This window comes from Streptomyces sp. 2P-4, assembly GCF_030167965.1.
GTDB classification, from domain to species: Bacteria; Actinomycetota; Actinomycetes; order Streptomycetales; family Streptomycetaceae; genus Streptomyces; species Streptomyces globosus_A.
The window spans coordinates 471,609-484,643 of sequence record NZ_CP095012.1 but is presented as its reverse complement, the minus strand read 5'-3'; the positions used below and the strand labels follow the sequence as shown (position 1 = coordinate 484,643).

Annotated in this window: 11 protein-coding genes; 5 read left to right on the top strand and 6 right to left on the bottom strand. The window is 72.8% G+C overall.

Annotated elements, in window-relative coordinates:
- Positions 1-73: 73 nt before the first annotated feature.
- A complete protein-coding gene (locus MUK52_RS32740; protein ID WP_502963644.1) occupies positions 74-1,210 on the top strand; it encodes a YncE family protein in 1,137 nt (378 codons plus the stop codon).
- A 144-nt stretch (positions 1,211-1,354) separates the two neighbouring features.
- Here MUK52_RS32740 and MUK52_RS32735 read toward each other — a convergent pair whose 3' ends face one another.
- Positions 1,355-2,056 carry a hypothetical protein gene (locus MUK52_RS32735; RefSeq protein ID WP_162793391.1) on the bottom strand — a complete coding sequence of 234 codons (702 nt, stop codon included), beginning with the start codon at positions 2,054-2,056 and terminating at the stop codon, positions 1,355-1,357.
- A gap of 304 nt (positions 2,057-2,360) precedes the next feature.
- Here MUK52_RS32735 and MUK52_RS32730 point away from each other — a divergent pair, with 304 nt between their 5' ends.
- Positions 2,361-3,038, top strand: a complete 678-nt coding sequence (locus MUK52_RS32730) for a ferredoxin family protein (protein WP_284582064.1) — start codon at positions 2,361-2,363, stop codon at positions 3,036-3,038.
- A gap of 14 nt (positions 3,039-3,052) precedes the next feature.
- Entirely contained in the window at positions 3,053-3,511 is a 459-nt protein-coding gene (locus tag MUK52_RS32725) for an SRPBCC family protein (protein WP_284582007.1), read from the top strand.
- Between the two features lie 86 nt (positions 3,512-3,597).
- Here the strand turns inward: MUK52_RS32725 and ligA are convergent, their stop codons facing one another.
- Positions 3,598-5,703 carry an NAD-dependent DNA ligase LigA gene (gene ligA, locus MUK52_RS32720; protein ID WP_284582006.1) on the bottom strand — a complete coding sequence of 702 codons (2,106 nt, stop codon included), beginning with the start codon at positions 5,701-5,703 and terminating at the stop codon, positions 3,598-3,600.
- Between the two features lie 216 nt (positions 5,704-5,919).
- On the opposite strand from ligA, the gene MUK52_RS32715 reads away from it, so the two are divergent.
- On the top strand, positions 5,920-6,786 hold the full coding sequence (locus MUK52_RS32715) for an NmrA family NAD(P)-binding protein (RefSeq protein WP_284582005.1): 867 nt from the start codon (positions 5,920-5,922) through the stop codon (positions 6,784-6,786).
- Between the two features lie 187 nt (positions 6,787-6,973).
- Positions 6,974-8,218 (top strand): protein kinase domain-containing protein, encoded by a 1,245-nt coding sequence (locus MUK52_RS32710; RefSeq protein WP_284582004.1) that lies wholly within the window; start codon positions 6,974-6,976, stop codon positions 8,216-8,218.
- Between the two features lie 57 nt (positions 8,219-8,275).
- Here the strand turns inward: MUK52_RS32710 and aspA are convergent, their stop codons facing one another.
- From aspA to MUK52_RS32690, 4 genes are all read right to left on the bottom strand, one after another.
- Entirely contained in the window at positions 8,276-9,685 is a 1,410-nt protein-coding gene (gene aspA / locus MUK52_RS32705) for an aspartate ammonia-lyase (RefSeq protein ID WP_114059423.1), read from the bottom strand.
- A 65-nt stretch (positions 9,686-9,750) separates the two neighbouring features.
- Positions 9,751-10,767, bottom strand: coding sequence for an asparaginase (locus tag MUK52_RS32700; protein WP_284582003.1), 1,017 nt, complete (start codon positions 10,765-10,767; stop codon positions 9,751-9,753).
- A gap of 103 nt (positions 10,768-10,870) precedes the next feature.
- On the bottom strand, positions 10,871-12,310 hold the full coding sequence (locus MUK52_RS32695; RefSeq protein ID WP_284582002.1) for an amino acid permease: 1,440 nt from the start codon (positions 12,308-12,310) through the stop codon (positions 10,871-10,873).
- On the bottom strand, positions 12,307-12,984 hold the full coding sequence (locus MUK52_RS32690) for a FadR/GntR family transcriptional regulator (protein ID WP_114059508.1): 678 nt from the start codon (positions 12,982-12,984) through the stop codon (positions 12,307-12,309). Before MUK52_RS32690 ends, MUK52_RS32695 begins: the two co-directional genes overlap by 4 nt.
- Positions 12,985-13,035: the final 51 nt, after the last annotated feature.

Below are 13,035 nucleotides of genomic sequence, written 5' to 3'. Positions count from 1 at the left end.
TGTTCCACTTGGGGCAATGATCGAGTATCAATCTTTGCATTGCTGCGGTCCCCACCGGAACCGGAGAGTGGACATGCCCGCGAAGAGACGCGCGGCATTCGCGCTTCGCCCCGCTGAAGGAGTCGCTGTGCAGCAATCCCCCCGTACCGGTCGAGAGGGCGACGTACTCGCTGTCGTCAGCCAGAGCGGACCGACGGTCTCGTTCTTCGACGCCGCCTCCGACCGCCGCCTCGGTGGCGTACAGGTCCCCGCCGAGCCGCACGAGCTGTGCTACGACCCGACGCAGCGGGTGCTGTGGTGCTCGCTGACCTACCACTCGGGCTACTACCACGCGAACGGCGGCCGGCGCACCGAGCTGGCTGTCATCGACCCCGACAGCCGCCGCATCGTCGAGGTCGTCGACCTCGCCCCGGAACACGGGCCGCACGGGCTGGCGCTGGACACGGCACGCGGGCGGCTCTACGTCAGCGTGGAAGGCGCCCGGGACCGGCCCGGAGGCGTCGTGGTGATCGACACGGGGACGCGCAGGCCCCTGGGCAGGATCGACACGGACGCTCCCGGCCCGCACTGGTTCGCGATCGACCCGGCGGGCCGGACGGGCTACGCCACCAACAAGGAAGCGCCGTTCGTGTCCGTCGTCGACCTCGAACGGGGCACCCTCACCGCGAAGGTCGAGGTCCCGGGCAGCGAGGGGCTCGCCGTGTCCGCCGACGGCACGCACGCCTTCGTCGCAGCGCCGTACGGCAACTTCTCCGGCAGCGCCGAGAAGCGGCCGGCCACCGGCATCCGCGTCTTCGACACCCGGACGGCGTCCCTCGTCGACACCCTGCCGACGCAGGACGTCATCCTGCCGGTGCACCTGACGTCGACGGGCAGACTGCTGGCGGGCGAGTTGCGCATGACGGCCGCCGAGGAGGCGCAACTCGGGCGCCACGAACCGGGCTGCCTCACCGTGTTCTGCGCCGACACCCGCAAGCAGCTGGGCCAGGTCGAGGTCGGCCTCTTCCCGCTGACCATCACCTCCTCCCCCGACGGCCGACTCGGCTACGTGGCCTGCGTCGTCTCCTCCACCGTCGACATCGTCGACCTGGAGACGCTGGAGCGCCTGGCCCGGTTGGACATCGCCAAGCTCGGTGAACCCGGCGCCCACGGCCTGGCGTACGTCCCGCGCCCCGACGGACAGCGTCCGGCGCACGGGCTGAGCGGGTGACGGCCATCCGGCGGGTGCAGGAGCAGGCGGACCTGATGTGCGCGCGCAGCCGGGCACCCGGACGGTGTCGAAGCCGTTCTCGCGCCGGGATCTCGACGGGTAACCGCGCCCGGCGAGGCGGTCGGCTCGGCGAGCACCGCATGATCAGGGGGTGACCTCGCAGCCCGCGACGGCGGGGGTGCCGATTTCGGGGTAACGGAGACGGCAGGTGTCGGTGCCGTCCCCGGCGTCGGTGAAGGAGCCGCGGGTGAGGTGCATGCGGTCTGTCCGGAGCCCCCGGATGGTGTCGTTGCCGCCGCCCGCCATCACCGTGCTCGCGTTGGAGTCGATCTGCAGGAGGTCGTCGCCCTCGTTGCCTTCGGCACGCCCTCCGGGGTCGATGACCGCGATGTTCAGCGTGTCGTTCCCGGCGTCACCACGGGCTTCGGCCCCGTTGAGCTCCAGCCCGCCCAGGGTGAGGACGTCGTCGCCGTCGCCTCCGGAGACGAGCGCGGTGTTGCCGAACCCGCCGGTGAGGGTCGCGCGGACGGTGATGGTGTCGTTGCCGCCGCCGCCGTACACGCGGAGGTTGCCGACGAGGCCGAGGATGCGGATGGTGTCGTCGCCGCCGAGGCCGTTGAGGGTGTTGCCGTTGGTCAGCGAGAGGCAGCGGATGTCGTCCGCGCCCTCGGTGCCGTTGATCTCGCCGTCGACGACGGGAAGCGGAGTCACGCCGTTGAAGCACAGCGAAGCGGCGTGGGCAGGGCCGGCCGAGCCGAACGTGGTGGCGGCAGCGATGACGGTGGCGGCGACCAGGGCGGCGCGCACACGTCGGGGACGAGGACCTGACTGGCTGGTGACGGTCACGGGGCATCCCTTCTCGGTGGAGCGGACGGAATGTCCGGGCAGAGCCGCGGACACCCTGCCGCACGCACGCCCGCACTGGGGGAACGATGCACACCCGCATGCCCGGTCACGCACGACCGGCGCGCCATTCCCCCGGATGGGGCACAGCAGCCCCGCCCGGCAGACGGTCTCGTGCTCTACACGGTGCTCGGCCCGGGCTTTCGTGCCGCAGGGGAGGCGAGCGGGTCCAGTCGGCGGAGTGGGGGAAGGCGACAGGGTGCATCTCCGTCCACTCGCGCCGCCTGACAGGATGCGGCCCGTGGACATGGCCTACTGGGACCCGCTGCCGTCCGTCCGCGCCGCGGAGAGCGGGCCGCTGCCCGCGCCGGACGGCGGCACGTGGCTGCCTGCCCCGGAACACCGGGGTACCTGGTGGAACGCCCGCCCCGGCCGCTGGGCGGAACGCGACTGGCGCAACGTGCCGGGGCCGTTCTACGGGGCCGGGACCGACACCTGCTGGACGGGCCGGCTGATCGCTCCGATGCACGTGCTGTACGACGACGAGTGGGGCGCCGAGTTCGTCTACCGGCAGCCCCGTGACTCGGCGCAGGCGTTGCGGCTGCTGGGCGCGGTCGCGCAGGACCCGATGGCCGGGTACGCCTGCGACGGTGACGGCCACTGGACTCCGGATCTTGTCCGCGACTGGTGGAGGGAGCGGGGCCGGGTACGGGAGTGGGCGGCGGCGCTGGACGGCAAGTGGTCGGTCTCGGACCGGGAGGAAGAGCGCGAGGCGGCCGGCGGGGCCCGGGAGTACGTCGCGTACATCGAGGGGGGCCTCGCGGAGCACCTCCGCCACTATCTCTTCTGGCTGTCCGAAGGGCGTCCGGCGAACCCCGGCGAACTCCTGCCGCCTCTCCGACGGGGCCCCGATCCGGCGAGCCGGCAGCTGGTCGGCGCCGAGTGGCCCGGTCGGGCCGGCCGCGCCACGCCGCCGGGTTCATGAGGAATGATCTCCCCATGAACCCCCCGCACCTTCCGACGACCGAGTCGGCCGTCCGCGCGATACGCGAGATCGCGCAGGACTACCGCCTGAAGATGACCGTCACCGACGACATCGGCGCGGACCGGACCTCGCGCCGCACGGCCGCCTGCATCGGCACCGCCCTCGACCCCGACGGCTCGCTGCCGCACGAGGCGTTCGTCGACCTCGAAGGCACGCCGACGGTCAGCGTCCGCCTCTTCCCCGAGGACGACGCGAACATCACGGTGGACCACGTCGAGTTCCCGGACGTCCCGCGCGACTCGGTCCCCGCATTCCTCCGCTCCGTCTACGGCGGCCTCGCCTATACCAAGAGCCGGTTCTTCCCGCCCGGCCTGTGGCTGGTCGTCCCCCTGCCCGGCGACACGGCGCACAAGGAACTCGTCACCCTCACCCACCCCAGCCCCTGGCTCCTGCAGATCTCCCGCGGACGCTGACACCGGCCGCCGCCGAACCGCAGGCCGGGTGATCCGCCGTGCTCGGCACCGCACCCGCGGAGGCAGCCCGGGCGATCGGTCAGCCGTCAGGTCAGGTACGCCGTGACCAGCTCGGCGAAGGTCTCCGGGGTGAGGACCTCCACGCCGAGCCCGGCGGCCTTGACCGCCTTGGAGCTCGGCTTGCCGTTCGCGGACGGGGCGGCGACCAGGATGGACGTCCTGGAGCTCACACTGCTGCCCGCGCGCCCGCCGGCCCGCTCGATCAGGGTGTTCATGTCCGACCGGCCGTACGCCTCCAGCGGTCCGGTCATCTTCCCGGTGACCACGACGACCTTGCCGGTCAGCGGGCCCTCGGCGGGAGCCGGCCCGGCCGTCGAACCGGTCGGTCCGGTGGGTGCGGTCGGCGCCGTCGGCGCGGTCGGCTCGGTCATGTTGACCCCGGCCGCGACCAGCTTGTCGATGACCGGAGCCAGCGCGGCGACCTGCTCGACGATCACCGGCGCCTTCTCCGGGCCGATCCCCTCGACCTCCTGCAGCGCGGCCGCGTCCGCACCCCGGATCGCGTCCATCGTGCCGAAGTGCCGGGCGATCCGCCGGGACATGCTGCGCCCGGTGCCGAGTACGCCCAGCGCGCAGAACACCCGGCTGAGGGGAAGGGATCTGGCGGCCGCGATCTGCTCGGCGAGCCTGGCGCCCCGCTTGGCACTGCCGGACGCCGCGGTCAGCTGCCCGACGGTGAGCGTGAACAGGTCCGCGACGTCGGTGACGTCGCCGGACTCGACCAGCGCCGCCACGTACGTCCTGCCGAGCCCGTCGATGTCGAGCATGTCGCGCCCGGCGGCGTACCCGATCAGCGCCGGCAATGCGCACGCGGTGCCCCTGGCGCACCGCCACCGCTCCTGCGCCTTGTCGACCGCGCCGCCGCAGTTGGGGCACGCCTGCGGCAGCGGCACGGGCTGGGCCCCGGCCGGACGCAGCCCCGGCACGGCCGCCTGGACGCGCGGGATGATGTCGCCGGCCTTGTACACCGTGACGGTGTCGCCGAGGTGGAGGTCGCGGCGGCGGATGTCCGCGGGGTTGTGCAGGGTGGCCCGGGTGACGGTGGAGCCGTCGAGCTGCACGGGCCGCAGGATCGCGGTCGGCGCGAGCACCCCCGTCCGGCCGACCTCCCACTCCACCGCCTCCAGCACCGTCTGCCGCTCCACCGCGGGCAGCTTGACGGCGATCGCCCAGTACGGGAACCGCGTCCCCACGCCCGCCGACCGCTGCTCGGCGGTGTCGTTGAGCTTGACCACCACACCGTCGATGCCGACGGGCAGCTCCGCCCGCATCGCCGCGACGGCGTCGATGCGCTGCTGCGCCTCGGCGAGATCCGCCACGACGTGCAGCCCGGCCGGGGAGTCCGCGGTTGTCCGCACGCCCGCGGCGGCCACGGCGGCCAGCACCTCCGCATGCGTGCCGCCGAGGGGCAGGAACGTTTGCCCGTCCAGTTCCACCGCCCCGTAGGCCCAGAACGTCATACGGAGCCGGTACGGGCGGTCCTTCGCCCGCAGCGTGCCCGCGGTGCCGTTGCGGGGGTTGGCGAAGACCGGTGCGCCGTGGGCGGCGCGAACCGCGTTCGCCGTCTCGAACTGTTCCTGGGTGAAGGCCACCTCGCCCCGGACCTCGACGGTGACGGGCGCCGCGAGCTGCTCGGGCAGGCCGTCGACCTGGCCGATGACATGGCTGACGTCCTCGCCGTGGGAACCGTCGCCCCGGGTGATGACCTGGACCAGCCGGCCCCCGCGGTAGCGGGCGGCCACGGCCGCGCCGTCTATCTTCGGCTCGACGGTGAACCCGCCCGCCGGCGCACGGCCCAGCCGCCGCTCGACGGAGGCCCCCCACCCGGCGAGACCGTCGGCGTCGAAGACGTTGTCCAGGCTCAGCAGGCGCGTGGTGTGCGCGACGTCGCCGGCCGGAGCCGCACCGTCCGCGACCAGCCCGGTGGGGGAATCCGCGGCAGCCTCCGCCGGGTGCTCCTGCTCCCAGGCCAGCACCGCCAGCCGCAGCCGGTCGTAGGCGGCGTCGTCCAGCGGGCTGTCGCCGTCGCCGTAGTACGCCTGCGAGGCCGCGCGCAGCCGCTCGAGCGCAGCCTCGTACGCGGGGCGGCCGGACATGCTGGAAAGCGCCTCATCGGCGTGGAGAGTCGTCATGCCGAGGATCATGCCGCAGGGCACTGACAACGCCGTCGGCCTCTCCCACTCCCGCCGCCTCCTCGCAGTCGACGGCTCTCCCGGCCCGGAAGGGCACCCCGGTGCGGGCGTCCTGACGAGTGAATGCGTGCGTGTCCTGACGGGCTCGGGGCGGTGCGTGGCGCAGATAGACAGAGTGGGTGGACGGCTGTGGAACCGGCGTGAGGAAGCGACGCGATGACGACCGTGGTGGTGACCGGTGCGACCGGGAACGTCGGGCGGCACGTGGTGAGGGGGCTGGGTAGTCGCGGCATCCCCCTGCGCGCGCTCACCCGCGACCCGGGACGGGCCGCTGCCGTGCTCGGCCCCGGCGTCGACCTCGTCCGGGGCGACTTCGCCGAGCCCGAATCGCTGCACGCCGTCTTCGCGGGTGCCGATCAGGCCTTCCTGAGTTTCGCCAACGACCCGCGGCAGGTCGAGAACGCGGCGCACGCGATCGACGCCGCAGTCGCGGCCGGGGTCCGGCAGGTCGTCCTGCTGTCCACGGTCGGCGCCGAGGCCGGCGCAGCCAGGACGTTCTCCGATCAGCACGGCTGCATCGAGCAGCGGCTGCGCTCGGCGGGGGTCCCGTCCGTGATTCTCCGCTCCGGCTTCCTGATGTCGAACCTCCTGGGTTCGCTGCCGACGATCGGGCAGGCCGGGCGGATCTTCCTGCCCGCCGCCGACGCCCGCATCGCCATGATCGACCCGCGGGACGTGGCAGCCTGCGCCGTCGCGGTGCTCGCCGGGCAGCACGGGGGCGGAGAGACGCATCTGGTCACCGGCCCCGAGGCCCTCACCTTCACCGATGTCGCCCGCCGGCTGTCCGCCGCCCTCGGACGGGCGGTGGAGTATGTCGCCGTACCCGACGAGGCCGCCCTGGCCGGCATGGTCCAGGCGGGTCTGCCGCCCTGGCTCGCCGAGGGAGTGGTGGGCACCTTCCAACTGCTCCGGGAGGGTGTCAACGCCGACACGACCGATGCGGTGCGCCGGTTGACCGGCCGCGAGCCGCGCCCCGTCGCCGACTTCGCCCGCGACCTCATGGCACCGCTCCTGGCCCGCTGACGCCGCGGCAGGCGGCGGACTGCGGTGGTCGGGCCGGGCCCGTCGGCGTCGGCGATCCGCTGGGTGCCGGAGGCCGCGCGGCGGAGCCGGCGACCGGTGCATCCCGCTCCCGTGCCGGTCGGGCGGGGGCAGCCCAGGCCGGTTCCGAGGAGTGCCTCCTGGGCCGCCCTGGCCTACCATCCCGCCCATGGGGGAACTCTTCCAGACGGGGTCGACGGTGGCCCAAGGCCGCTACCGGATAACGGAGTTGCTCGGCAGCGGGGGCATGGCGCAGGTGTTCCGCGCCCGCGACGAGCGGCTCGGCCGCTTCGTCGCGCTCAAGGCGATGCGGCACGACCTGCCGTACGACCCCGGCTGGGTCACCCGGTTCCGGCGCGAGGCCCAGACCATGGCCGGGTTGAGCCACCCGAACATCGTTTCCGTCCACGACACCGGCGAGGAGCGGCGGGCAGGCGGCGGCCGGCCGGTCCCGTACCTGGTCATGGAACTGGTGGCCGGCCGCTCCCTCGCGGAGCTGCTGGACGCACAGGGCAGGCTGCCGCTTGCCGAGGCGCTCCCGCTCGCCCTGCAGATCCTCGCGGCCCTGGCCGCGGCCCACGCACGGGGCGTGGTGCACAGGGACATCAAGCCGGCCAACGTCCTGCTGGCCGAGGACGGTACGGCGAAGGTCGCCGACTTCGGGATCGCCGCAGTGGCGGGCCGCACCGTCCTCACCGGCACCGGTGCCGTGCTCGGCACACCGCACTACATGTCCCCCGAGCAGGTGGAGGGGCGGCGGGACCTGGACGGGCGCTCCGACCTCTACTCGCTGGGCGTCCTGCTCTTCCGCATGCTGTCAGGCCGGGTGCCGTTCGACGCGGACTCCGCCTGGTCCGTGGGCTACGCCCACCTCCACACCCCGCCGCCGTCCCTGGCCTCGCTGGGAATCTCCGTTCCGGGGGCCGTCGAGTCGCTGCTCGCCCGGGCCCTGGCGAAGGATCCCGGGGACCGCTATCACGACGCTGCCGCCATGCGAGCGGCGGTTGAGGCGCTCGCGCGGGCAGAGGACGAGCAGGCGACTCGACCGCAGGCCCCCTTCGAGTTCGGCCTGGCGGACCTCTTTCCTCCGGCCTCCTCCGCTCCCCCGCGGCCACGGGCCGAGACCTCGCGCACGGCGCTCGTGGAGCTGCTGTGCTTCGTCCCGGTGCTCCTGAGCGTGGGGTGGACCGTCGTCGCGCAGTCCCGCGACACCGCGGGCGCCGGCACGATCACCGTTGTTTCGGCGTGCGGACTGGCCTGGACGTGGTACGCGTTCCTACGGAGGGACGACTCGGCCCTGACCGGGTGGCCCCGCACCCTCGTGCGGGCGGTGGCGGCCATCGGGGCCATCGTCCACGGGGTGACCGCGCTCGCGGGGCTGGGCATGCTGGCGGCGGAGGCCCTGGCCGGCTGAACCGTCCGTGTCGCGCCGAGGCCTCCGCACTGTCCACTCCGGGGCGCCGCGCCCTGCTCAGGCGATGCCCGCGCGCGGTCCGGCGAGTGCCTCGGGCCGGAGGAGGGCGGCGAGCTTCTCGGCCGGGAGCAGGTTTCTCTCCAGGACGAGTTCGGCCACGCCGCGGCCGGTTGCGAGGGCCTCCTTGGCGATCTCGGTGGCGGCGGTGTACCCGATGTGCGGGTTCAGGGCGGTCACCAGGCCGATCGAGTTCTCGACGGCGGCGCGCAGCACCTCGGTGTTGGCGGTGATGCCGGCCACGCAGCGCTCCGCGAGGGTGAGGCAGGCCGCGCGCAGGTGGGCGAGGGATTCCGCCAGCGAGTGCAGGATGACCGGCTCGAACGCGTTGAGCTGGAGCTGTCCTGCTTCTGCGGCCATGGTGACGGCGATGTCGTTGCCGATCACCTCGAAGGCGACCTGGTTGACGACCTCGGGGATCACCGGGTTGACCTTGCCGGGCATGATGCTGGAGCCGGCCTGCACCGGCGGCAGGTTGATCTCGCCGAGGCCGGCGCGCGGACCGGAGGAGAGCAGGCGCAGGTCGTTGCACGTCTTCGAGAGCTTGACGGCTATGCGCTTGAGCACGCCCGACATCTGGACGAACGCGCCGCAGTCCTGTGTGGCCTCGACCAGGTTGGCCGCGGTGACCAGGGGCAGGCCGGTGATGCCGGCGAGGTGGCGGCGGGCCGTTTCGGCGTATCCGGCGGGGGCGTTGAGGCCGGTGCCGATGGCGGTGGCGCCGAGGTTGATCTCGTGGATCAGCTCGACGGCCTCGGCGAGGCGGCTGCGGTCCTCGTCGATCATGACGGCGAAGGCGGAGAACTCCTGGCCGAGCGTCATCGGCACGGCGTCCTGGAGCTGGGTGCGTCCCATCTTCAGGACGTCGCGGAACTCGACGGCCTTGCGGGCGAAGGCCTCCTGGAGAACGGCCATGGCGTCGAGCAGGCCGTGGACCGCGGAGGCGGTGGCGACGCGTACGGCGGTGGGGTAGACGTCGTTGGTGGACTGGCCGAGGTTGACGTCCTCGTTGGGGTGCAGGTGCGCGTACGCGCCCTTCGGGTGGCCCAGCAGTTCCAGGGCCCGGTTGGCGACGACCTCGTTGGCGTTCATGTTGGTCGAGGTGCCAGCGCCGCCCTGGATGACGTCGACGACGAACTGGTCGTGGAGCTTCCCGCCGCGGATCTCCCGGCAGGCGGCGACGATCGCGGCGGCCTTGGCGGGCTCCAGCAGGCCGAGTTCCCCGTTGGCGAGGGCGGCGGCCTCCTTCACTGCGGCCAGGGCGTCGATGAGGTGCGGGTGCGCGGAGATGGGGGTGCCGGTGATGGGGAAGTTCTCGGTGGCGCGCAGGGTGTGGACGCCCCAGTAGGCGTCTGCGGGGACGTCGCGGTCTCCGAGCAGGTCGTGTTCCCTGCGGGTGGCGGCGGTCATCGGTGTACGGGTCCTCTTCCTGAGGTGGTGGGCCGGCTGGGCCGGATTCGGGCCGGCGGCGCGGGTCAGGCGGGGGCGGGGGCGGTTGCCGCGGCGAGGGCCGGCACCGGTCGGACGGCGCCGAGGGGCAGGCCGCCGCCGGTGACGGGCTGCTCCGTGAACCGGGCGAGCAGCCGCGGGTCGGTCCCCGCCATGGCCAGGGCTGCGGCCGTCACGGGGATGCGCGCGCGGTTCGCTCCGTCGGCGATCTTCACGGCCACGGCGCGGCCGTCGGGGAGGGCGGCGACCTGGACGCCCTCGAAGCCGTCCTTCGTGATCAGGCCGGGCACGGTGCGCATCAGTTCGGCGACGTCCCGCCCGGCGCCGGAGGCCATCTCGGGGTGGCCGCGGAGGGCTTCGGCCACCCGGTGCTCCGCCGTGCCGGGCGCGGCGGTGGCGATGCGGGCGGCGGCGCGGGCGAGGCCGTGCAGGGAGATCGAGAACAGGGGGGCGCCGCAGCCGTCGACGGTGACATGTGCGGTGCGCTGGCCGGTGAGCTCCTCGACGGCCTCGCCGATGGCTCTCTGGAGCGGGTGGGCGGGGTCGAGGTAGGTCTCCCGGGGCCAGCCCGCCAGGGCGCAGGTGTACAGCATCGCGGCGTGCTTGCCGGAGCAGTTCTGGGCGAGCCGGGAGGGCGGGCGTCCCTGCCTCGTCCAGGTGGCCCGGACGGCCGGGTCGTAGGGCAGGTCGGGGACGTTGCCCAGGTCCTCCTCGGTGGCGCCGGCCAGGGTGAGGATCTGCCGGACCCCGGCGAGGTGGCGATCCTCGCCGGAGTGGCTGGCCGAGGCGAGGGAGAGCAGGGCGCCGTCGAGGGGAAGGCCGGCCCGCACCATCGCGACGGCCTGGACGGGTTTGAGGGCCGAGCGGGGGTAGCAGGCCGCCTCGATGTCGCCGAGGGCGAAGCGGACCTCGCCGTCCGCGCCGAGGACGACGAGGGAGCCGTAGTGCATGCCTTCGATCACGCCGCCCCGGGTGAGGTGGGCGACGGGTGCGTGCAGGGGCTCCCGGATGCCGGGCGCGTCCGCGAGGGGTGCGCTGCGCATCTGTGCTCCTTCTGACGTGTGCCGGCTCAGGCCGGGTGGGGGTGTGCGGCGGATTCGGCGGAGGTGTGCCGCCTGCGGGGACAGGCCGGGGGCGCCGTCCGGTTCATCTGCTGCCCTTGGCGGCGGCGCGGGCGAGACGGCCGCGGATCGCGTACCAGCCGGCCACGAGCGTTGCGGCGATCAGCGGCACGCACAGCACGGTCGTGCGTCCCGCTCCGCCGTCGGCGTACATGAGGACCAGGACGGAGGCGAGGAAGACGAGGGTGATCAGCTGGGTCCACGGGGAGCCGGGGAGGCGGTAGTCGGGGCGGGCGAGTTCGCCGCTGCGGGTCTTCCGCCAGAAGAGCAGGTGGCAGATCATGATCATGCCCCAGGTGGAGAGGATCCCGAGGGCGGCGAGGTTGAGGACGATCTCGAACGCGTCGTCGGGTACCACGAAGTTGAGGCCGACGCCGAGGACGCACACGCCGCTGGTGAGCAGGATGCCGCCGTAGGGCACCTGGGTGCGGCTCATCCGGGCGGTGAAGCGGGGGGCGGAGCCGTTGGCGGCCATCGACCGGAGGATGCGGCCGGTGGAGTAGAGGCCCGAGTTGAGCGAGGACATGGCCGCGGTGAGGACGACCAGGTTCATCACGCCGCCGGCGGCCGGTATGCCGATGTGGGAGAGCACGGTCACGAACGGGCTCTCGTCGGCGCTGTAGCCGTTCCACGGCATCAGCATCGACAGCAGGACGACCGAGCCGACGTAGAAGAGGCCCACGCGCCACATGATCGAGTTGATCGCCTTGGGCATGATCTTCTCGGGGTTCTCGGTCTCGCCGGCCGTGACGCCGACCAGTTCGACGGAGGCGTAGGCGAAGACGACGCCCTGGACGATCAGCAGCATGGGCAGCAGGCCGTTGGGAAAGATCCCGCCGTTGTCGGTGATCAGGGAGGGGCCGGGGACGGTGCCGTCGACGGGGTGGCGGGTGACCAGGAGGAAGATCCCGAGCGCCATGAAGACCACCAGGGCGCCGACCTTGACGATCGCGAACCAGAACTCGAGCTCTCCGAAGATCTTCACGGAGATGAGGTTCACGGAGAGGACCACGGCCAGGGCGACGAGGGCGATCAGCCACTGCGGGACATCGGAGAACAGGCCCCAGTAGTGGGTGTACACGGCCACGGCCGTGATGTCGGCGATTCCGGTGGTGGCCCAGTTGAGGAAGTACATCCAGCCTGCGGTGTAGGCGCCCTTCTCGCCGAGGAACTCGCGGGCGTAGGACACGAAGGCGCCTGAGGACGGCCGGTACAGGACGAGCTCGCCGAGCGCGCGCACGACGAGGAACGCGAAGACGCCGCAGACGGCGTACGCGATGAACAGCGAGGGCCCGGCCTCGGCGAGCCGGCCCCCCGCCCCGAGGAAGAGCCCGGTGCCTATGGCGCCGCCGATGGCGATCATGTTGACGTGCCGGGGCTGCAGGGACTTGCTGTATCCGGCGTCGCCGGCGTCGACGTGACGGGTGGACGGGCGCTTCTCGTCTTTGAGGAACTGCTCGCTCACGCCTCGGGTCCGCCTTCCGTGGGTCTGTTCGTGCGCTTGGGGTGCACGATGTCGGTGAGGGTCGTCTCGACCCTGTGGAGGTGGTGGGACATGGCCTCGACGGCGTCCGGTTCGCAGCCGTCGATCAGCGCCTCGAAGATCGCCCGGTGCTCGCGGTTGGACTGCTCGCGGCGGCCGCCCAGCTCGTTGAGGAACGTCGACTGGCGTGCCAGTGCGTCGCGGATCTCCTCGATGACCCGGCGGAAGACCGGGTTGCGGGAGGCCTCGGCGACCGCCAGGTGGAAGACGGTGTCGAGGGCCACCCATGCCGTCGTGTCGGTCTCCTGCTCCATCCGGTCGAGCAGGTGGGCCAGGTGGTCCAGGTCTTCCGGGGTGCGGCGCAGCGCTGCGTACCCGGCGACGGGGATCTCGACGTGCCGGCGCACCTCGAGCAGGTCGCTGGCGGCGTAGTCGCCGAAGGTCGGGTCCTCGACCGTGTTCGCCACGACGAAGGTCCCCTTGCCGGTCTTCGACACGGTCAGCCCCATGGCCTGCAGGGCGCGGAGCGCTTCACGCAGAACGGGCCGGCTGACTTCGAGCGTGCGGCACAGCTCGGCTTCCGAGGGGAGCTTGTCCCCGATGGCGTAATCGCCGCGCTCGATGGCGTTGCGCAGGTGGCCGAAGACCGCTTCCATCGCGCTCACGCGCCGCGGCATCCCGCCACCTGTCTGGCTGTCTGACAGGTT